The following is a 21,856-nucleotide window of genomic DNA, read 5'->3' as shown; positions in this document are numbered from 1 at the left end:
ACAGATCAATAACTAGTTGGGCGTTTATTGAACCACGGGCGGGCCTTCTCCAGTTGACCAGCCAATCGGAACAACGTGGCCTCATCGCCCAGTTTGGCGGCAAACATAGTCCCAATCGGCAAACCATCGGGCGACCAATGAAGCGGAACCGACATGGAGGGCTGACCAGTCATGTTCGTAATGACGGTGAATGAAATGTAACCCAGCGAACGTTCGGCCAGCTCATCGACAATTTTGCTCCCATTCAGGTATTTCAATCCACCAAGCGAGTCAACCAGTTTGAGCAATCGTTGCTCCGATGCTTTATTCTGAAAGGTACCGATAGCAATGGGTGGGCGTGGCAGCGTAGGGGTTAAGAACACATCATATTTTTCGTGCAACTGCCCCATACTGCGGTTGAGCGAATTCCAGCGACGTTTCTGATAGGCTACATCCGTTGCTGAGAAACCTTCGGCCAATCGAGCCTGCGCCCACGTATTCAGTTCTACATCGCTTCGCTGGGTTGGCCGGCCAAGGTATTCACCTAGTTCACGCAGTGTAGCGGCTGTTTCGCTAAGCACATTTACGAAAAAAGCCTCCGTAACAATCGATTTTTCGTACGGCAATGCAATTTCCTCTACCGTGTGGCCCAGGCTTTCCAGCAGTTGAGCAGCATCCCGAACGGCGTTAACGCATTCTGGATCGACGGACTGTGCCGGAATCAGCGTCTGCGTCGAAAAAGCGATTCGGAGCCTGCCAGGCTCTCGGCTTACTTCTTCAACAAACGGCCGTTCGGGTGGCGTAATACCATATGGGTCGCCCGCTAATGGTCCGGCAATGGCATCCAGCAGTCCGGCACTATCGCGAACACTGCGCGTCACCGAATGACCAATGACAGCACCATTCCACAACTCGCCAAAACGCGGGCCAAGCGTAACCCGTCCCCGCGAAGGTTTTAGCCCAAACAGCCCGCAGCAGGCTGCCGGAATCCGAATAGAACCGCCCCCATCCGACGCACTGGCCGCTGGCACGATTCCGGCAGCTACCGCTACTGCCGATCCACCACTCGACCCACCCGGCGAATGAGTTGGCTTCCAGGGATTTCGGGCAGGGCCGTATAGTTGCGGCTCCGTATAGGGTGTCAGGCCAAATTCGGGCGTATTGGTTTTTCCGAAAAAGACCAGCCCTGCTGCTTTTAGTCGCCTTACTACTTCGCTATCGGTTGTAGACACATAGTTCTGATAACCCCGACAACCCGATTTCATGGGTGTTCCAGCCCATTCGAACTCCAGGTCTTTCAATAAAAACGGAACTCCCCGAAACGGCCCATCGCCAGGCAAATGTGTAGCCATTTCACGGCCTTTATCGTACAAGGGCGTTACAATAGCATTGAGTTCAGGATTAACGGCTTCGGCACGAGCAATGGCTGTTTCGAGCAATTCAGGAGCCGTAACTTCGCCCGATCGAACAAGTTGAGCCAGACCAGTAGCGTCGTGCTGAACGTATTCGTCAAACGATAGAGTTGTAGTACGGGACGTTTGCATAGGATTGGCAGGGTTTACGGCGGAAGGTACTAAAAATATCAGTGTCTGATAACCAGGCTCATTTGGCTACAACATCCTTGCTTAACTTTTCTTTCGGCACCAGACCTTCATGAATCGATTCAGTTAATGTTCCACCGAACCAACGGGCTCGCTGCAAACTCCCCGCCACATCGTCCAGTTCGCGTAGCCGAATGCCACCAACCGAGTCGGGGGTTGGTTCTTCATACACGACCGCCAGGCCAACCCATTCCAGGTATCGATTGAGCGTTGATTCGAGCGGTTGGTTGCCAAAAATGCAGAGATCGTAGTACCAATCCAGTGGCTCACCCGCCACGGTTTCGGTGACAGCCCGATAATCGTCTAGTGTATATCCTACAAACGATTTGCCGAATCGCTCCCACATCGTCCGCATCACATTGTCCAGCGAACGGGCATGATCCGTAAGCTGCCGAATGTGCAGGTCCAGAATCAGAGCCGCTATTGCTCCTTTGTGATAAACCGACACCTTACGGTCGGGTACACCTTTTTCGTAGCCATCGAGCCATAAATCCCACGACGACTCGACCAGCGACTGAAACGCCCGTCCATTGTTTTCGAAATGCCGCTTGAACAGCACCTGAAGCTCTTTCAGATAGGCTTCATCGTCGAAAACGTTTGATTGACGCAGCATCAAATCGCCATAATAGGTTGTAACGCCTTCGGCGACAAAACAGGTTGGAAAGTAGTTTTCTTTCGTAAAATCATACGGCAGCAATTCAATGGGCCGAATACGAATGATATTCCAGGCATGGAACAACTCGTGCGAGGCCACGCCGAGCAAATCCAGATATAACCCTTCCCCTTCGTCGGTAGGGCCAAGCACCAGCATGGTCGAATTTCGGTGCTCAACGCCATGATAATAAGGTGTGGGCAACACCAGTGTTAGAAAATGATAATCGCGCTCAGGGAATTCGCCGTAGAGTCGGATCTGCGTTTCCGAAAATCGGCTAAAATCGCGAACGATTCGCTCGGCATCGAATGTTGGAGCGCCATCTGTTCGCCAGCCGCCCTGAATCCAGACATGAAATGAAACCTCGTTTACGCTGTATTGAATATGCTGAATAGAGGGGGCTGCCATGAGCGGACAATCGGCTAATTCGTAGAAATCGGCCGCCCGAAGCATTTTTGCGTCAATCTGTTCTAAACCACAGGCCACCATCCAGCCATCAGGAATAGCCAGTTCGAGCGTACAGGGTTCATCGATACGCCCTTCGGCATACAGACAAAGATTAACGGGATTGACATACAGCAATACATCGCTGATAAAACTGCTACCCGCGTTGAGCAAATTGGGCGTGGGCACTATCGAATAATAGTTATACCGGGCTATAAGGCTACTGGCGCCATTGGTCTGCACCCGCCACCGATCTTTTGTAATTTTGCGAAACGGCAGGACCCTTCCTTGCTCATCGACAACCTCGAACCGCTGAATATTTTTGGCAAACTGCTGCAACTCGTACCGACCGGGTCGCCAGGCAGGTAATTGAAGCTCAACCTCGGCCAGATTCTGAATGGTGGTTAACCGGGCTTCAACGGCAATATAATGTGGCAAAAGAGGATCGGCAGCTAGTCGGTAATGCATCAGCAAGTGGGTCAATACGTGAAGAGGTACTAGAACGCTGAGGAAGCGGTCAACTCGCTTTCCTATCGACCAAATTACCGGAATTCCTCAACAACTGGGTACCAGTTAGCTAACTCCTTTTAAAGATAAAACGTTTTTCAAATTCTGGCTTGATAAACTGACATGATTCTCCTATCTTTGCGGACTCATTTGGAAATAAGGCTTTTTAGGAACATATATCATGAAAAGAACGTACCAACCATCGAACCGGAAGCGGAAAAACAAGCACGGCTTCCGCGAGCGGATGTCAACCGCCAATGGCCGCAAAGTGCTGGCTGCCCGCCGTGCGAAAGGTCGTCACAAACTGACCGTTTCGGACGAGAAAAAAGGCGATCGCTTTAAAATTTAATAGTATACCGTTTTCAGTCTATAGTTTCCAGTTAGCGCTGAACAGAATAACTGAAAACTGTATACTAGAAAACTGTACACTGAATTATGCGGCAAACCTTCACGAAATCGGAGCGGCTTTGCAGCAAAAAAATTCTGGGCGAGTTATTTAAGAAAGGTAGTACGGCCGGGTCGGAGCAGACCACGCGGACGTTCTACCTTTTTCCGTTTCGGGTATTGTATCTGGCCCATCCCGAACCCGTCGGCGAGCCACCATTACCCGCCATTGTGATCTCGGTCTCCAAACGGAACTTCAAACGCGCCGTCGACCGTAACCTCATCCGTCGGCGCATTCGGGAAGCCTACCGCCTTAATAAGCATAGACTTAGTTCCCAACCATCTTCGCCAGCCTACATTGCTTTTTTATATACCGCTAAGCAAATTATTTCGTTTGAAGAAATAGAAAAAGGTATGAAATTGGCTTTAAAAAAAATGTAGCCTAACTAACCATGTTCGGACAAGTTTCTCTACCTGACCGGAAATGGCCTCCCACACACCCGATTTATGCAGGCACGCGTTCTTTTCCTACGTCCATTTTTGCTATTTGCCGGACTGGCTCTTGCCGTAGTTTGCCTTGAAATTGCCGTTGTTCGGTCTGCTGCCTTTCAACAAAAACCCGACTGGGTAGCCTTGGGCCTAACGTTCGACATGCTGATTGGGTTACCTCTTCTTTATTATTTTCTGCTTGTTCGCCGGTTGAAGGTTCCGCTCCGTAGCCTATTCGGCATTTTCGGGCTGGCACTGAGCCTAACGGCCCTCATTCTCCCCACTAATTATCAGCAGTTTGTTGGTTTACTACGCCGGTCGCTGTTGCTGGTTGAACTAGGCATAGTAGGCTATGCGCTCCTACGGATCAATCAAATTCGTAGATACTACCGACAATTCAGTGCCGTAAGTGCCGATTTTATGACCAACCTGCTTCAAAGTCTGGATGCGGTGCTGGGGCATTCCCGATTTAATCGTATTTTAGTCAGCGAACTGTCGATTCTGCGCTATAGCCTGCTGGGCTGGTGGCTGCCGGTCGAAAAAAAAGCAACGGATATAGTTTTTACATCCCACCGCGAATCGGGTCAGACGGCTTTAACCATGGGGCTTCTGCTGATCGGTATCATTGAAACGACCGTGGTTCATTTGCTAATCGACCGATGGGATTCGACAAGTGCGTGGCTTGCAACGGCAGCCAGTTTTTATAGTCTTTTATTTATCGTTGCCGATCTGGTGGCTACTGGTAAACGACCCGTGCTGGTTCGGAGCAATGACCTGGTTTTGCGTTTTGGTTTGCGTGGCTATGGAACAATACAACGTAAACAGATTGGTCAGATTGTTCCCATAACTAATAAGCCCGAACACCATGCCAATACCATGATGGGCACATTTCTGACAGTCCCGAATATATTCATTGAACTGACCGAACCCGTAACCATGACTGGTCTATTGGGCAGCCAGCGAACCGTAAGACGCATTGCCTTATTTATCGACGACAAACAAAAATTTATTAATGAACTGACGGCCTAAACCGCCTATGTACTACTAAAAGGTTATGAAAAAACACTGGAAGTCCCTTGCCGTTGCTGGCGTGCTGGCCGGAAGTTTGTCGCTGGTGGCGATGAAAACCGACGATCGTTTCTTCGAAATTGCCCGTAACCTCGACATATATGCCTCGCTATTCAAAGAGCTGAATATGTATTACGTTGATGAGATCAATCCGAACCGGATGGTCAAAACCAGTATCGACGGTATGCTGAAGGCGCTTGATCCGTACACTAACTTCTTTGCCGAAGACGAGATTGAAGACTATATGACCATGACTACTGGCCGCTACAACGGCATTGGTGCGCTCATTGGTCAGCGGCAGTCTAAGAACATCGTACTGATGGTCTATGAGGGCACACCGGCCGAAAAAGCCGGATTGCAGATCGGCGACGAAATTCTGAAAATTGACGGAGTCGATATTAAAAACCGGAAAGATGTTGATCCGGGCAAGTTGCTCAAAGGACAAAATAATACCTCCGTCAAATTAACTATTCTGCGCTATGGCGAAAAAAGTCCGCAAGACGTAAGCGTAGGCCGCGATGTAGTAAAAATGACCAATGTCCCCTATTATGGTATGGTTTCCGACGATGTTGGCTACATTGATCTGAAGGATTTTACGGCAACGGCCTCGCGGGAAGTACGGACGGCGTTTCAGGAGTTGAAAGGAAAGGGCATGAAAAAACTGATTCTCGATGTTCGCGAAAATCCGGGTGGACTGCTCAACATGGCAATTGACATCTGTAATATTTTCATTCCAAAAGATTCGGAGGTAGTAACAACGAAAGGTAAAGTGACCGAATGGAACAAAACCTACACGGCCCTGAACCCTCCAATGGATCTTGAAATGCCAATTATTGTACTGACTAACAGCCATAGTGCATCGGCTGCCGAAATTGTGTCGGGGGTGATTCAGGATTATGACCGGGGCGTATTGATTGGGCAGCGTACCTATGGCAAAGGATTGGTGCAAACCACTCGTGAACTGTCATTCAACACGAAGCTTAAAATTACAACTGCCAAATATTACATTCCGAGTGGCCGCTGCATTCAGGCTATCGACTACAGCCACCGCAATCCTGATGGTAGCGTTGGAAAAATCCCCGATTCGCTCAAAACGGCTTTTAAAACCAAAGCTGGGCGTGTGGTCTACGACGGTGGCGGTGTGCTGCCAGATGTGGTTATTGAAGCGCAAACGCCAGCTCCTATTGCCATCAGTCTGACTAATAAAGGGCTAATTTTCGATTATGCAGTCAAATACCGCCACGAGCATCCGAGCATAAAACCAGCCCGCGAATTCCACCTGACCGATGCCGAATACCAGGATTTTGCCAAATGGGCCAGCGATAAAGAATACGATTATACTACGCAGGTCGAAAAAGATCTTGGTACGCTGGAAGCATCGGCCAAAAAAGAAAAATATTTCGATAAGATTCAGGATCAGCTGAAAGCCCTGAAAACGAAAGTATCGCATAGCAAAGATACCGACATGATGACCTTCAAACCCGAAATCCAGTCATTGCTCGAACAGGAAATTGCGGGGCATTATTATTTGCAGAAAGGTCTTAAGGAGGCTTCATTTGCTACCGATCCAGAGCTAAAAGCCGCGCTCGATCTTTTCAAGGATATGAACAAATATGGGTCTATTCTGAAAGGAAGCAAGTAATAATGATGAATTAAGAATGATGAATGATGAATTAACGGCTGGTTGTTTATCATTCATCATTCATCGTTTCTATGCTCATTCTCTCCCTCGACACTTCCACGGCAGCCTGCTCGGTTGCGTTGCATCATAATAATTCGCTACTGGGCTCTTACGAGCTATTTACCGAACGTACATCAGCAGCCATGCTTACTACTTTGCTCGAACAAGTGGTGGAGCATAGTGGCTATTCGCTGAAGCAAATCGATGCGGTAGCGGTAGCCAAAGGGCCAGGGTCTTACACGGGCCTGCGCATTGGCGTTTCAACAGCAAAAGGGCTTTGCTTTGCCCTCGACAAACCGCTAGTAGCTATAAACACACTGACCGGAATGACCGAGCAAGTGCGGCCATACTATCAGCCTGGCTACACGCTTTGCCCGATGATCGACGCCCGACGCATGGAGGTTTACTGTGCGCTTTACAACATATCGGGCGAAGAAATTGAACCTACATCGGCCCGGATTATCGACGAAAATTCATTCGCCCAATGGTTGGCGCAAGGTCCGGTTGTCTTTTTTGGCGATGGAGCAGCCAAGTGCCGCACTGTACTTAGCTACTCGCCCAGTGCCGTTTTCATCGATCAGCCTGTTGTTCCGTCGGCTCGCACAATAGGTAAGCTCGCAACGGCAGCTTTTGAGAGAAGCGCATTTGAGAACATGGCAACGTTTGAGCCTCTCTATCTGAAAGATTTTATGACTACCAAGCCCAAAAAAGTAGTTTTTTGAGCCTGTAAGCCTGGCGAGTGTACTCAATAAAGCCAATGAATAAACGGTAGATTGTGGGATTCTGACCTTTTTCTCCTTATTTCGCCCCGATAACCGTCCTATTTCTCGTGCAGATTATCGTTGATATTGGCAATACCGACGCCGTTTTTGGGCTCTACAATCAAACAGACTGGCAACATATTTGGCGTACGCCCGCCCGACACGACGAATCGGCAAGGTCGTATGAAGCCCGGTTGCGGTTGTGGCTGCTGGAAGCAAATGTTTCGTTGAGCAGTATCCAGACAACCGTTCTGAGCAGCGTGGTTCCTAATCTAACACCAATCATGCGCACCATGCTAGCCGAGCTATTCGGGTTCGACCCTATTGTGGTTGGTCCTGGTGTATATCCGCTATTGCCCCTCGACATTCTGCGTCCTCACGAAATTGGAGCCGATCTGGTTGCCAATGCAATGGCTGCTTATATTCGGTATCAGCAAAATTGTGTTGTTGTCGACTTCGGTACGGCACTTACGTTCACTACCGTTTCGGGAGAAGGTAAAATTCTGGGCGTAGCTATTGCACCAGGTCTGAAAACAGCAATCCGGTCGTTATTTGCCAATACGGCTCAGCTTCCCGAAGTACCCATCGAAGTCCCTTCTTCGGCCCTCGGAATCAGCACCACTCATGCCATTCAGGCCGGTGTGGTGTTAGGCTACGAAGGCCTTGTTCGTTCGTTGCTCGACCGGATTCGTACCGAATTGAATGGCCATTGTCTGGCCGTAGCAACGGGTGGCCTATCGAATCGGATTCCATCACTGCGCAACGATTTTGTGGATATTATTCCATCTTTAACCCTCGATGGAGTTCGCCTGATTGGCGATATAGTGACCACCTCCCTAAAATAATACTGTTTTTGGTGCAGAATCCATACCCTGCTTTTGTGTAAGGGTCTCCTCAGTATAGGCGCCTGAACGGCCAGTGCCCGCTAAAAAACGATTAGTTTGTCGTGTTTGCCATGATGCTGTTTTTTCGAAATAATTTTCTAATAAACAGCTCCTTATACATACATAGTACGGTTCAGCTAAAAGATGGCAAATATTCTTCTATTTGAAATATTTAAAAAAATATTTAATAAATACCATTAGATAACTATAACTGGTAAATCACTTATCAGGCACACATTTTTCGGTGAATAAGCGATCTGGGCATCCCTGCCAGATTAGACTCAACCCCGATAAAATGAAAAAGTATATACTGCTAGCGATACTCTGCTTAGGCTTTGCAGGAGGCAACGCACAGGCCAGAAATACATGGAATCATGGCGAACTATTACTGCAAAACGGCCTTCTGCTGACCGGTGAGCTCGACTATAACTGGAAAGCCGAAATCGTTCAATATCGTGATGGAAATACGATAAAGGCGTATTCGGCCTTTCAGGTAAAGGAGTTTAAGTATTTCGATGATCGATTGAATACCCTTCGCAAATTTGTGACAATGGATTATCTGGTTAAAAAATCGGTCTATAAACCATTGTTCATGGAAGAGTTTGGAACTGGTTCGCTGATGATCTATCGTCGGCTTCGCCATGCACGCGAGCCGATTACACTAACGAATGCGCCGACGGGTGGTGTTGATGAAAAGCTCATTCGGAACCTGAACAACTTCAATTATTATATACAGGAAGGTAAAACCATAACTAAACTCGACGATTTCTTTCGGGAATCGTGGCCAACAATTGAGCAGGAGTTTGCGGAAGAAATACACCGGTACCATACATCGCTGGTTGCTGGTTTCACGGGAAATACGCTTACGAAGCTACTTCTGATCAGTCATTACAACCAGCTGAAAGCACAGGCTAATTGGGCCAGACAATCAAAAGTTGCTGTTCAGGCCGATGCAGAGTAGCGAACATGCTGCTTAACCTGGCCTTTCCCTCTTCTGTTTTTTTCATAAAAGCCAAAATTAGCTTTCCCCGAAGGGTATATTCACAATATATTTTTCTGAATATAATACAAAAAAGCGCTTAAGTACTTAAGCGCTTTTTTGTATTATATCAAGTTATCAAAAAAAACCTAAAATAATCCAAGGCCACATAATAAATGTTTATACACGAATAATTTTATGCATCATCATAAAAAATACTATCCTGATAGGTTAATCTTCAGTCGGTTCTATTCTGTCTCCAGATAATTAAACTTTCTAAATTGGACGATTTTTCTAGCTGATAACAAGGCATTTAGCGCTTTGTTAATTTGGTATCTGAGCCGCAGCACGTCACGAACAAAAACAGGCTCATTCACATGCTTATCAAACTAATCAGCAATGAAGATGGCCAAATTATATATAGTCGCTACAATAGGATTATTTGTACTTTTCCTATCATCAACGTTTACTTTTGCACACCCAGATCCAATTTGGCATAGTGGTCAGCTAACCTTCTGGAACAAGACTACACTACAAGGCGATCTTTCCTATAACTGGTCGGCAGAGATGATTTTATTGCGCCAGACCGACGGACGAGTTCGCACATTTTCGGCCAATCAGATTAACCGTTTTGGCTGGTTCGATTATGCTTTACATAAACAACGGGTTTTCATTTCCGTATCCGATGCCGGCGACAAAAACAAAGATCGTCAGGCTTTTTTCGAACTTTGTATGGATGGTCCACTGGCCGTTGTGCGTCGTTTACGGCGTCCGCATGGTTTATTCAGGCGAACTTTCAGCAACCCGGCCTACTATGCCGATCAGCCCGAACTGGCAAAAAGCCACGAGCATTTCGATTATTTCGTCTATGATGCCGGTCGACTACGGGCTTTCGACCACTACTACCTGGACATCTACGATCCGCTGATGATGTCGTATGACCGTGAACTTAAGCAATATGTCATGACACACAACATCAACGACCGTACGATACTGGGACGGCTGGTTATCATTGACCATTTCAATCATCTGGTACAGCAGGATCCAAAAACGGCATCAGCTAAAAGCATGAGTAACGTACAGGAATAACGAGCTACTCATCAGTCGCCGATTCGTCCGGATCGTTACTGGCGTTGCTTTTAGGTCGTTTCCTTCGCTTTCGAAGTGCATCATTGAGCAGGTATTCGATCTGGCCGTTTACACTTCGAAACTCTTCCTGCGCCCATTGTTCCAGCTCTTTCAGGGTTTCGGGCTGAATGCGCAATACGAATGCTTTCTTTTCTACAGCCATAGGTATAGGGCATAGGGCTAGGGGCACGGGACGTAGGGCAAGGAGTTCTGTAACCCTATGCCCCATGCCCCCACGCTTACTGATAAAGGGTTCCGGTATTTATAACTGGGCTTACTGATTTTTCGCCACAAAGCACAACAAGCAGGTTACTCACCATAGCCGCTTTACGTTCTTCGTCCAGTTCCACAACATCTTTTTCGGCCAGTCGGATCAGCGCCATTTCAACCATACCAACGGCACCTTCAACAATCTGTTTCCGAGCCGACACAACGGCCGTTGCCTGCTGGCGCTGCAACATGGCCCCGGCAATTTCGGGCGCATATGCCAGGTGGCTGATCCGGGCTTCCATTACCCGCACTCCTGCCTGACCAAGTCGCTCGTCCAGTTCCTGCTCCAGAAATTTGTTGATCTGCCCCGTATTATCGCGGAGAGTCAGGGTTTCATGTTCATCCTCCATATTATCGTAGGAGTGTGAGCTGGCCAGAAACCGAACGGCGGCCTCAGACTGAATCTGAACGAAGTTTACGTAATTATCTACGTCGAACAAGGCTCTGGCCGTATCAGAAACCTGCCACACAACCACAGCCGCAATTTCAATAGGATTACCCATTTTGTCGTTTACCTTCAGGGTCTGCCCATTCAGGTTACGCGCCCGCAGGCTGATCTTTTGCTTACGGTATAAAGGATTTACCCACCGAAGACCGGTTTCTTTTGTCGTTCCTACATAATCGCCGAAAAACGTAGCCGCAATTCCTTCATTAGGATAAATGATCATTATCCCCAACAGAACAAAGAATCCGGCAAACATCAGCACAACGCCAAGCAACGGAACCCTCAGATAAAATGTATAGGCAGCCAGTGCAATACACAGCAGGCCAATCACCAGGAACACATATCCCGATGTGGATGTAAGTTTTTTCTCTTGCATAGTTGTAAAATTTAAGGCCAGGAAATGATATCAAATTGATAGCACAATAATAGCCTAAAGCCTACCAATTTCCATACAACTTCGGATGAACGGTTGCCGGAAATGGAGAAGATCTATTTTTTCAGGATGAAGAACCGCCAGTGCTGAGGGTTATCAAAAATGGCTATCGACCGCCAACGTAATCGGCATAAGTTGCACACTCACGCAGCATCTCGTGCTGAAATCTGGTTTGCCGGTATGTACTAGCTAATTGAGCCAAAAAGTGACCATACTGCTCACGGCGAAGCTTTCGGGTCATAGTTTCCCACTTCTTCTCATCATAGTCGGCATAGCCGCGTTTGACTTCCTCAACTGCCAGCCGAATGGTCAGTTCATTCTGCTCACAACGAGCCGCCATAAAACAGGCTCTGGCAGCCAGCTCGGGCTTTTTAGTGGCCTTCATTGCCTGCTCAAAAAAGGCTTTGGCAGGCGCGGTCGAATAATACGGGTCATGCATCAGTTGCCGTCCGGCCCGATCCAGTTCGCCGGGCTTCGTTGTGCCATATAATGACCCAACCAACTCTGCCGAACTCCACGAACGCTTTACGAGTAACCAGGCATTGCCAAACCAACTTATGTTGTAAGCCCCACACCCCAACTCATAATAGAGTTTAGCCGCATCTTCACCTTTCGCGTCTTGCAGCTGCTTCTGAAGTTGCGCCATACGCTGAGCAAACTGAACGGGGGTATAGGGATTTGCGCTGGCAGTAGCCTCGCCAATAGGTGGTAAACGAAATGGGTTTTGCGTAAAATAGGTCGTAAACGGTTCATTATGCCATACCGTATCGGGCACTTTTGCAAACGCTTCGGCAGCCTCCTGGTAGCGTTGTTCGGCCAGCCACCGACGCCCTAGCAAGGTGTGCAGATAACTGAGGTCGAAGCCCGTTAATTTCAGCAACCGTTTGTCGAAATCGGTCGGATTGGTCTGCTGCGCAAAAGCCACAACCTGTTTCACCGTCGACGCCGATGTGGAATCTTCGATCGCCAGTTGATCAGTATTGATATTGACATAGGCGCCACTTCTGTTCAGTTGCGACGAGGTCAGCATTGTCAGCAGGAATGATTTGGCCATTGATGCTTCTTTTCCCACATCTGTTTTTGGTCGGCTACAGCTCGAAAACCAACCTTCCGATTTAGCATCATTCGCTTCTTTCCGATACAGATCGGCAAATTGCCCACATACCGTAACAAAAGCATTGTTGAACCGAAAATTCTCGGTGTTGCCAAACTCCTCCAGATAGCCAATCAATTGCGATTCGGTTTTTGCCGTAATGGTTTCGGTCTGGGCTGCCAGCAGCAGCATCCGTTGCAGTGCAATCTGTTTTTTCAGATCGACATTGGAGGTTGTCGCCATCGCAGCTTTGTCGAGGGTAGCCTGCGCATCGGCATAATCTTTACTCAGATAGGCCAGGTAAGCAGCCGCCGTATACCAGAATGCCGGATCGTTTAGTTTTTCGTTGGTAGCCGCCCCCAGGGCAAAATCGCGTAATTGATCGGCATAAGATGCCGATGTTTTTCGGCGGGTTTCAAACGCTACCGAATCGTGTCGGCTAGCTTCATCGTAGCCGTAGATCGGATTTTGATCTGACAGAAAGTAGTATTCATTCCGATTGATTTCGCGCGCCATGGTCAGTTCGACTAATGGGTTCTGGGGAGCCAGCGCAACCAGCGACTCCAGTAGAGGCAAAGCATCCTGTTTCGGCTGAATGGCACACAGGGCATATACAGCCGCTTTTTCCTGATCGGTATGGGCAAACGTCAGCGCGCTGTCCCGAAACCGAAGACCATAAATTCGCAGGCTGGCTTCGGCCTGCTCCCGGCGAGATGGGCACCGATCAAATACCTGAGCAAATTCATAAATGGCCCGCGCCGTATCACCTTCCGACAAAGCCGCTCCGGCATGGCGGCATAAGGCCCAGTCGCTGATGTATGTTTTCGTCGCGAGGGGAACAACTAGCTTATCGTACAGCGAAAGCGCGTTGGCATAATCGCCCGTCTGGTCGGCCAGTTTCACAGCCTGATACGCATAACGCTCTTTCAAAAAGGCGTCAGGGGCAGCCGCATAACCCGTTTGTGCTTCAACAAGTAACTTTTTCAGGGCCGCCGTATCGGCCGGAACGGGGCTCCAGATATCTCCTCCCCCACTGGCCCGTTCGACCTTGCGCGCTAATTGTATATAAGCCAGGGCAGGTTCGTGCATCCGCGACAATTGCGCAATAAATGCATTTTCCGCACTTTTATCACCTTCATAAATCACCTTTGCCGCAACTTCTGTCGATACGCCACCACCCGCGTAGGCCACCCAGGCTTTCAGATTGACATCGGCGCTGAGCGAATCGGGCGATTCCTGACCATTCCCCTCGCTGCTATAGAGCAGGGGTGAAAAAATATACCGCTTATCTTCGGCTCGAATGCGGGCACTTTCGGGCAAAAAAAAGCTCAGAAATTCGTTTTCATCGAACAAGCCAGGTCCACAGGCAAAGGCCAGCAGAATTCCAACGGACAAACTAAAACGGCGAAATTGGTGCGAAAAGGGTTTGGAGGTAATCATGATTGTAAGGGGCCAGAACCGTACTATCGAGGTGGTATAAAGCAAATGTAAGGGATTGATTAGGGATCTGTTTCAACAGTTGGCTTTTGGCCCGCGTGAGTACCTGACTCCCACAGGCTTCAGCCCTGAACAGGTCACCTTTCCGTACCGACAGTCCAAATGCGATTGTATCCCGAACCGAAACAAATCGGCTACTATCGGTCTGCCGACTCAAAAAAGGCAGACGCATTAGCTGACTTTGGTCTATATTATTCAGAATGGTCAGAAACCGATCATTTCGGTACACAAGCGTCCATCTAAACAACGGCAAAACAACATCCAGCGGTAATGGGTATTTTTCAACAAAACCAATGTACCGGTCAGAAACATCCAGATCGAGGATCGAATTTCGGGTATTGGGCTCTTTCCAGTCGGCCATGTTATAGAACATCAACATCCCCCGGTCGACGGGAGGAATACCCGTTCGGTCGGCATATTTTATCTGGTGCAACCGAATTGTTGCCGACACAGGTTTCTTCATCTGCACCTTTACCATCGACAGCAGCGTAAAATAGCGGCTACGGCTCGAAGGCGACCAATCGCAGTCGAGCTGAACTTCCGGAAAAACCAGGTTTTGGTCGCTGGCTATCTGCTGAATCTTCTGAGCAACGTTTCGGGCCAGTGTTGCCACCTCGGTTTCGGGCAAAGCCAGCAATGTGCGGTTAGTAATAAAGACGACCGGAATAACTGAAACGCCAGCGGGTCGTTCGGCAAATCGTACAATTGCCTTTGGAACAGGCCGACGGCGCTGCGCATCCCAGTCTACATCAAATAATCGAACATAAAGCCGCCGAACCTTGAGCTGCTGCAACAATTTTAGTTCGGCAGGGCCAGGGTCATAAACAGCTTTCCAGTGATAAAAAGCGGGTGTAAGCTGTTTAGGAGCCTGCGATTTCTGGCACCCTGCCAGGCTAATCAGGAAGCAGCCAACAAAGAAAATTAATCGGAACATAAACAAGTCGCCAAAATACAACGCAGTCGCTAACCATTTTATAAGTTCTGATCTTACGGGAAATAGGCTAGTTTTACCATTTCGTACCACGACGACAGCCCTGCGTGAAATTCGACACTTGGATTATATGTTACGGTCTGCCGTTTCGGCTGAAACAAGGCTTTAGCTAAGTATATTACTGATTATACAAGCGACCAACCCGCTCCGAAAACCGCACCAACTACAGCCCGTTAGCGGAGTTTTGACAGGTCTAACTGGCAGATTTTATCCGAGGCCACCGGTTAATTGGCTTTTGCCCGATCAAAAAACTGCCGCATAAAAAGCGTCTGATAGAGAATGGCGTTGTTCCAGTAATTCCAGTTATGCCCGCCGGGGCGGGTAATGTAATCATGCGCAATGTTGCGCTCCAGCATTTTCTCATGCAGGTTGTTATTGACCCGGAAGAAAAAATCTTCCGTACCACAATCGACCAGAATGGCCAACGATCCGGGCGTGAGCAGATGGAGCAAATTGATTACCGTGTTTTGTTCCCAGCGTTCCGGAAACTGCGCGTAGGTTCCCAGCCGCTTAGCCATATCCCAGTTGTTCGGAAACGGCCGAATATCGACACCCCCACTCATGCTACCGGCTGCCCCAAAAACATCCTGATGCCGAAACGCCAGATACAGCGCACCATGCCCCCCCATACTCAAGCCCGTAATGCCGCGGCCCGATCGGTCTTTTATGGTTTTGTAGTGACTGTCGATCCAGTTTACGAGTTCGGTAGCTACATAGGTTTCGTAACGGAACGCCGGGTCGACAGGGCTATCAAAATACCAGCTCCCGAAGTTCCCGTCGGGGCACACGATAATCATCTGGTGCAGATCAGCAGCATTGTGGATATTCGGTGATTTTTTCACCCAGTCGCTATAGTTACCGCTGTAGCCATGAAGAACATATAAGACCGGAAGTTCTTTATCATTTGCATAGGTTTCTGGTGTCATCACCACCGCCTTAATGGTCTTTTTCATCGACGGACTATAGGTTTCGACCGTGTCGATTTTAGCCGCCCAGACTGATTGCTTCACAAAAAACAGCCCTACCAGAGTAAGTAAAATACGCAGATGATGCATTGTATAGAGATTTACGAAATGAACTGCTAAATTAATGTTGGCAGTGCAATAGCCATTACCTAATTTTCTTCTTCCTCATAAACAACTACGCTAATTTTTCAGAACATTATCCTTTAATGAAGCCTGATGCCGAAACTTGAAAATCGGCATTTAGCGCTTTATTTTAGCCATATGAACTCTTTTTGCACAATGATTACTTCACTTCGTCGACTACTTACATTCTGTCTCAGCTTATTAGCTATCTTACCAACTGCTTACGGCTGGAATAAAGCCACGCACATGGCTATTGGTGCCATGGCTTATCATAATTTACAGACAACTTCGCCACAAACGCTGACGAAAGTGGTCTCGTTGCTGAAACAACATCCCTATTACCAGAGCCGGTGGGTTGCTCAACTGGCCGAACTAAAACTTAATGTACAGGAGCAGGACGAATACCTGTTTATGCTGGCTGCCCGCTGGCCCGACGACGTAAAAGGTACAGACCCCTATCACGATCATTTTAGCTGGCACTTTATCAACTATGTCTATGCTCCCCAACTTGGCATTGCCCGTAGCGACACCACACTCCCTACTGGCGAAACGATTCTAGAAGCTTATGACCTCAATCGACAGCTTCTAAAAAGCGATGCCCCCGATAGTTCCAAAGCAATAGCTCTTTGCTGGCTTTTTCATCTTGCGGGCGACGTACATATGCCTCTTCATACGTCTGCGCTGGTCGACAATCAGTTTCCAGAAGGCGATAAAGGTGGTAACTTATTCAAGATTAAAGTCATGTTGAGTAGCCGTACAACCAATTTGCATTCTTTTTGGGATGGAATGCTGCTTAATTCCGACGCGTATCATTCGGTCGATAGTCTGGCCACCCGGCTACAATCCGAATTTGATCGAACCCGGCTAACCCAACTGGGGAGTCCGGATATCGTGGTATGGTCGCGTGAGAGTTTTCAGTTAGCGCAGGATAATGCGTATCGAAGCAATACACTACAGGCAGGTAGCGATCAGGACGGAGCCGTTTTACCCCCCGATTACGTAGCCACTGTTCAGCCCATTGCCCGGCGGCAGATTAGTTTGTCGGGCTACCGGTTAACCGACGAACTGATTGCCGATTTAGCCAATTAATCGGCTCTATTGCACAATTCCAGCCTACCCTGTCTATTTACCCCTACCTGGATTGCAAGTGACGATGCTGGCATCTACAGCATTCCAGTCAGGGGAAAACCTCCGTTTCGCATCAAAAAAAGAGGCATCAGGCGCTCGAAAACGAGCGTAGGTAGTGTGATACAGTAACTTTCCGGTTACTAAACCACACCTTTTATCCTAATAATCAATCCATTTATCCTATTGCTCTGCCTTTTAATTAATATTCTCCGATTAATTAATCAGTTCATGAAACCATATTTACACCACTACCGTATTGTCTCTATCTAACAGGCCCTGTTGCAAAACAGGTTTGTTTAGGTGTGGATAGTATCGGAAAGCCCGGCTCATATTGAAGTTGGGCTTTTTTACTGTAAAACCAGAAACTACCATTCTCAGGCTCCCAAACCTCCAGACAGACTGGCTTCTCTACAGCTCTATTTATCCTTATTCCTGTAAACGCCAATCCTTTTCACTATTTTTGCGCCCTATTTCTTAATAGATCAATCCCGACAATCATACAAATCCGATAAATCCGGCTCCGTTGCCGGCCGTATTCTGATATGCTGAGCGAACAAGAGATAAATCGCCGACAAAAACGCGAAGAACTTATGCGGATGGGCATCGACCCCTATCCTGCCCAACTCTTCGATGTAACAACCACCGTTGCCGATATACGGGCAGCCTTTCAGCCCAATGGTCCTGGTACTGATATAACTCCCGAAATGGACCTCTCCGGCGACGAACGTTGGGGCAATGTTCAACTGGCCGGTCGGCTTATGATTGTCCGCGTTAGTGGCAGTGCGTCATTTGCCGAATTACAGGACTCAACGGGCCGCATTCAACTCTATTTCCGACGGGACGACATCTGCCCCGGCGACGATAAGACGATGTATAATGTGGTTTTCAAAAAACTACTGGACATTGGCGACATCATTGGCATTAGCGGGCACATCTTCTCCACCAAAACGGGCGAACTATCGATTTATGTCCGGGAATTCAAGATCCTTAACAAATCGCTGCGCCCACTGCCGGTTGTGAAAGAAGTAATCAACGAAAAAGGTGAGAAAGAAACCTACGATGCTTTTACTGATCCCGAACAACGGTACCGTCAGCGCTACGTCGACCTGATCGTAAACCCGCAGGTGCGCGAAGTATTCGTTAAACGGACCCGGCTCGTAAACTCGATTCGGCAGTTTCTGAGCCAGCGTGGCTATCTGGAAGTCGAAACGCCTATCTTACAGCCCATTCACGGGGGGGCGTCGGCACGTCCGTTTCGAACCCACCACAATACGCTCGACATGACGCTGTATATGCGCATTGCGAACGAATTGTATCTGAAACGGCTTATCGTTGGTGGCTACGACGGCGTGTTTGAGTTCGCCAAAGACTTCCGAAACGAAGGTATGGACCGGACCCACAATCCAGAATTTACGCAGGTAGAGTTCTACGTTGCTTACAAAGACTACCTCTGGATGATGGATACCATCGAAGAAATGGTCGAAAAAGTAGCCATCGACGTAGCCGGAACTACCAAAGTGACCGTTGGTGAAAACGTTATCGACTTCAAACGTCCCTGGAAACGACTGACGATGTTCGAAGCGATTCAGGAATATACCGGCGTCGACGTATCAGCAATGGAAGAAGCGGAACTTCGGCAGGTTGCCGAAAGTCGGGGAATTAAAGTCGACAGTACGATGGGCAAATCGAAGCTCATTGACGAAATTTTTGGCGATGCCTGCGAGCCAAATCTGATTCAGCCCACATTTATCACCGATTATCCGGTTGAGATGTCGCCCCTGACCAAAAAACACCGGAGCAAAGCGGGGCTTGTTGAACGCTTTGAAGCCATCTGTAACGGTAAGGAAATCGCCAATGCTTACTCGGAGCTAAACGACCCACTCGATCAGCGCGAACGTTTTGAGGAACAACTACGGTTGGCCGAACGTGGCGACGAAGAAGCGATGGCACTTGATGAAGACTTCCTGCGGGCGCTCGAATATGGAATGCCGCCAACGGCAGGCGTAGGATTGGGTATCGATCGGCTAACGATGATTATGACTAACCAGCCTTCTATTCAGGATGTACTATTCTTTCCGCAGATGCGTCCAGAGAAAAAACTCGAACAGTCGGCCGAAAGCGATTTTGTAGAAGCGGGTATCCCAGCCGAATGGGTCCCGGCCGTGCAGAAGCTCGGCTTTCTGACGGTAGAGCTGCTTCGTACGGCAAATCCGAACAAACTTTTCAATGATCTGGGTGGAGTTCGCAAGAAACTGAAAATGGAGATTCCCATGCCAACCCTTGCCGACGTGCGCAGCTGGACAGGCCAATAAAATTGGTCTTGTTAACCAATAGTTATACTACAGAAAAACCCCGCTCTATGCCTGAGCGGGGTTTATTATTTCGTGGTCAGAGGTAGAGGCTTAATAATCTGACTCAATTTTTCTTACTTTTACGGCGTTGAGGCCTTTTTTGCCATCAACTACTTCAAATTGTACCCGATCCTTTTCGCGGATGGTGATACCGTTGAGACCTGTGATGTGGACGAAAATATCCCGATTCGTGTCATCTTCAACGATAAATCCGTAGCCCTTGCTTTCGTTAAAAAACTTTACTACACCTGTTTGCATAAAACTAAAAAAATTAAACTAATTAAACATACAAAGGGACAGAGAGTAACAAAGGACGCGAAACAGGTACCAAAGCATACATCAGGCGGAATACTTGGCTGAAACTCAACGGACTTTGTTGACAACTTTGTGCAGCCAGCCTCATATGATGGCCGACCTCGCTACAACACAAAGTAAATAAATTTGTTCCAAATACAATGCAAATACCCCTCTTTTTTAGGTAGTTTTACTAAAAATGTTGCGATTTTCTGTGTAAACGGCAAACATTCTATTGATTGTGTATGTTAATTTTGTTGATGTAGTTGGAGTGTATAACCCTTTTATAGCCATACGAACCTTAACTGGGAATGGATAAACTCAGGTATTTTGTCGAAAAGCAGGCATTTGGCGTCTGTACTCTACTGGGCGAGAAAATGAACATCTCAGCCAGCAGCATCCGGCTGTACTTTATCTACACCTCATTTCTAACATTAGGCTCACCAGTGGTGCTTTATTTGATTATGGCGTTCTGGATGGAAATGAATAAGCATCTTCGTCGGCACGCGCATCCAACCATTTGGGAACTATAAAAACGAGTGAAAAGTGAAGAATAAACTAGAAGCGTCAGCCCTATTCTTCACTTTTCACTCGTTTCTACAATCGCTTCAAACGTCTTCTTGCCTTTTATAAAATAATCCCATACAATGCTGTGTGGATAAAGAGGAACCTCCGCTTTTTGTTGCTTTAGCAAGGCTTTTCGCTGACGATGCAGGTGCGGCAAACGGCCATAAAACGAAAAATGCGCCCGGATAATCGCCAGCACATCCCGCCATTGACCAACCTTCAGAAACAACAGCGACGATACACCGTCCAGAATTAGTCGTAACAAAAATTTCCCCCATAGCCACCCATCGGCAGGCCAGTTCTTGTAGAGCATGAACAAACTGTTGCGGTAGTTCAGGTATGTTTTGTGGGGATTGGATTTGTGAAGAGTGCCCCCGCCAACGTGGTAAACCGTCGACTGCCCACATGCCCAGATTTCGTAGCCAAGTCGTTTTAACCGCCAGCAAAGGTCAATTTCTTCCATGTGGGCAAAAAAAGACGCATCGAATCCACCCACCCGATGAAACAGTTCGGCACGGATAAACAGACAGGCGCCTGTTGCCCAGAAAATCTCCTGATTATCATTATACTGCCCCTGATCCGATTCGAAGGTAGCAAACACGCGTCCCCGGCAAAACACGTAGCCAAGCCAGTCGACATACCCGCCCGCAGCCCCTGCATGTTCGAATAGCTCCCGTTCGGCATAGGATAAAATCTTAGGCTGGCAGGCTGCAATTTGTGGATTCGCATCCAGCAGTTTCATAACAGGGTCGAGCCAGCCGGGCGTTACTTCAATGTCGGAGTTGGGAAGAACATAATAGGTTGCTCCGCCATAATGCGTCTGAATATGCTCCAGTGCCATGTTATAGCCACCAGCATAGCCTTCGTTGCGCGGAAGCTCGATAAGCCGAACGGCTGAAAAATGAGTGCGAACAAAAGCAACAGAGCCATCGGTTGAGGCACTGTCGGCTACATAAACCGGATACCCTTCAGCATTGGCAAGAACGGTTGGCAGAAATTTGGCTAAAAACGATTGACCGTTATAGTTAAGAATGACAATTGCGAGGGTATCCACAAAATACGTTTACAGTTTTGAGCACTAACCAGGCAACCCGAGCAGGGGCTGGCTCACTCCCAATAGACGGATGGTTACGACTAATAAA

General features: G+C 48.0%; 20 protein-coding genes. 11 read left to right on the top strand and 9 right to left on the bottom strand.

Going from position 1 to position 21,856, the window contains the following annotated elements; genetic code table 11:
- Positions 1 to 5 precede the first annotated feature (5 nt).
- Together WBJ53_RS03195 and WBJ53_RS03190 are read right to left on the bottom strand one after the other, a co-directional pair.
- Positions 6 to 1,523: an amidase gene (locus tag WBJ53_RS03195; RefSeq protein ID WP_338874602.1), complete on the bottom strand. Its 1,518-nt coding sequence runs from the start codon at positions 1,521 to 1,523 to the stop codon at positions 6 to 8.
- 58 nt (positions 1,524 to 1,581) lie between these two features.
- On the bottom strand, positions 1,582 to 3,144 hold the full coding sequence (locus WBJ53_RS03190) for a M61 family peptidase (protein ID WP_338874601.1): 1,563 nt from the start codon (positions 3,142 to 3,144) through the stop codon (positions 1,582 to 1,584).
- A 220-nt stretch (positions 3,145 to 3,364) separates the two neighbouring features.
- On the opposite strand from WBJ53_RS03190, the gene rpmH reads away from it, so the two are divergent.
- The 8 genes from rpmH to WBJ53_RS03150 all read left to right on the top strand — a co-directional run bounded on the left by rpmH (position 3,365) and on the right by WBJ53_RS03150 (position 10,518).
- Positions 3,365 to 3,532 (top strand): 50S ribosomal protein L34, encoded by a 168-nt coding sequence (gene rpmH, locus WBJ53_RS03185; protein ID WP_163943087.1) that lies wholly within the window; start codon positions 3,365 to 3,367, stop codon positions 3,530 to 3,532.
- Positions 3,533 to 3,618: 86 nt separating this feature from the next.
- Positions 3,619 to 4,008, top strand: a complete 390-nt coding sequence (gene rnpA, locus WBJ53_RS03180) for a ribonuclease P protein component (protein WP_338874600.1) — start codon at positions 3,619 to 3,621, stop codon at positions 4,006 to 4,008.
- A gap of 66 nt (positions 4,009 to 4,074) precedes the next feature.
- A complete protein-coding gene (locus WBJ53_RS03175) occupies positions 4,075 to 5,085 on the top strand; it encodes a hypothetical protein (protein ID WP_338874599.1) in 1,011 nt (336 codons plus the stop codon).
- Positions 5,086 to 5,110: 25 nt separating this feature from the next.
- Positions 5,111 to 6,766: a S41 family peptidase gene (locus WBJ53_RS03170; RefSeq protein WP_338874598.1), complete on the top strand. Its 1,656-nt coding sequence runs from the start codon at positions 5,111 to 5,113 to the stop codon at positions 6,764 to 6,766.
- Positions 6,767 to 6,837: 71 nt separating this feature from the next.
- Complete coding sequence (gene tsaB, locus WBJ53_RS03165) at positions 6,838 to 7,527, top strand: tRNA (adenosine(37)-N6)-threonylcarbamoyltransferase complex dimerization subunit type 1 TsaB (RefSeq protein WP_338874597.1); 690 nt, start codon at positions 6,838 to 6,840, stop codon at positions 7,525 to 7,527.
- 107 nt (positions 7,528 to 7,634) lie between these two features.
- Positions 7,635 to 8,411 carry a type III pantothenate kinase gene (locus tag WBJ53_RS03160; RefSeq protein ID WP_338874596.1) on the top strand — a complete coding sequence of 259 codons (777 nt, stop codon included), beginning with the start codon at positions 7,635 to 7,637 and terminating at the stop codon, positions 8,409 to 8,411.
- Between the two features lie 334 nt (positions 8,412 to 8,745).
- Entirely contained in the window at positions 8,746 to 9,411 is a 666-nt protein-coding gene (locus WBJ53_RS03155) for a hypothetical protein (RefSeq protein ID WP_338874595.1), read from the top strand.
- Positions 9,412 to 9,834: 423 nt separating this feature from the next.
- Positions 9,835 to 10,518 (top strand): hypothetical protein, encoded by a 684-nt coding sequence (locus WBJ53_RS03150; protein WP_338874594.1) that lies wholly within the window; start codon positions 9,835 to 9,837, stop codon positions 10,516 to 10,518.
- A 4-nt stretch (positions 10,519 to 10,522) separates the two neighbouring features.
- Here WBJ53_RS03150 and WBJ53_RS03145 read toward each other — a convergent pair whose 3' ends face one another.
- The 5 genes from WBJ53_RS03145 to WBJ53_RS03125 form a co-directional block, all read right to left on the bottom strand.
- A complete protein-coding gene (locus tag WBJ53_RS03145; protein ID WP_338874593.1) occupies positions 10,523 to 10,720 on the bottom strand; it encodes an Arc family DNA-binding protein in 198 nt (65 codons plus the stop codon).
- Between the two features lie 76 nt (positions 10,721 to 10,796).
- Entirely contained in the window at positions 10,797 to 11,648 is an 852-nt protein-coding gene (locus WBJ53_RS03140; protein ID WP_338874592.1) for an SPFH domain-containing protein, read from the bottom strand.
- A 163-nt stretch (positions 11,649 to 11,811) separates the two neighbouring features.
- The gene (locus WBJ53_RS03135) at positions 11,812 to 14,238 is read right to left on the bottom strand and encodes a hypothetical protein (protein WP_338874591.1); all 2,427 of its coding nucleotides are present in this window, start codon (positions 14,236 to 14,238) and stop codon (positions 11,812 to 11,814) included.
- Positions 14,195 to 15,229 (bottom strand): hypothetical protein, encoded by a 1,035-nt coding sequence (locus WBJ53_RS03130; protein ID WP_338874589.1) that lies wholly within the window; start codon positions 15,227 to 15,229, stop codon positions 14,195 to 14,197. The genes WBJ53_RS03135 and WBJ53_RS03130 overlap by 44 nt, the downstream gene beginning before the upstream one ends.
- Positions 15,230 to 15,510: 281 nt before the next feature.
- The gene (locus WBJ53_RS03125) at positions 15,511 to 16,341 is read right to left on the bottom strand and encodes an alpha/beta hydrolase family protein (RefSeq protein ID WP_338874588.1); all 831 of its coding nucleotides are present in this window, start codon (positions 16,339 to 16,341) and stop codon (positions 15,511 to 15,513) included.
- A gap of 189 nt (positions 16,342 to 16,530) precedes the next feature.
- Here WBJ53_RS03125 and WBJ53_RS03120 point away from each other — a divergent pair, with 189 nt between their 5' ends.
- Complete coding sequence (locus tag WBJ53_RS03120; protein ID WP_338874587.1) at positions 16,531 to 17,463, top strand: S1/P1 nuclease; 933 nt, start codon at positions 16,531 to 16,533, stop codon at positions 17,461 to 17,463.
- Between the two features lie 581 nt (positions 17,464 to 18,044).
- Positions 18,045 to 19,814, top strand: a complete 1,770-nt coding sequence (lysS, locus tag WBJ53_RS03115) for a lysine--tRNA ligase (RefSeq protein ID WP_338874586.1) — start codon at positions 18,045 to 18,047, stop codon at positions 19,812 to 19,814.
- Positions 19,815 to 19,904: 90 nt separating this feature from the next.
- Here lysS and WBJ53_RS03110 read toward each other — a convergent pair whose 3' ends face one another.
- A complete protein-coding gene (locus WBJ53_RS03110) occupies positions 19,905 to 20,111 on the bottom strand; it encodes a cold shock domain-containing protein (protein WP_338874585.1) in 207 nt (68 codons plus the stop codon).
- Positions 20,112 to 20,458: 347 nt separating this feature from the next.
- Between WBJ53_RS03110 and WBJ53_RS03105 the strand changes: the two genes are divergently transcribed.
- Positions 20,459 to 20,680, top strand: a complete 222-nt coding sequence (locus WBJ53_RS03105; RefSeq protein ID WP_338874584.1) for a PspC family transcriptional regulator — start codon at positions 20,459 to 20,461, stop codon at positions 20,678 to 20,680.
- Positions 20,681 to 20,727: 47 nt separating this feature from the next.
- Here the strand turns inward: WBJ53_RS03105 and WBJ53_RS03100 are convergent, their stop codons facing one another.
- The gene (locus WBJ53_RS03100; protein ID WP_338874583.1) at positions 20,728 to 21,768 is read right to left on the bottom strand and encodes a glycosyltransferase family 2 protein; all 1,041 of its coding nucleotides are present in this window, start codon (positions 21,766 to 21,768) and stop codon (positions 20,728 to 20,730) included.
- Positions 21,769 to 21,856: the final 88 nt, after the last annotated feature.

The organism is Spirosoma sp. SC4-14 (assembly GCF_037201965.1).
Lineage (GTDB): Bacteria > Bacteroidota > Bacteroidia > Cytophagales > Spirosomataceae > Spirosoma.
The sequence above is the reverse complement of the archived record's forward strand: the minus strand, read 5'-3'. Positions and strand labels throughout refer to the sequence as shown.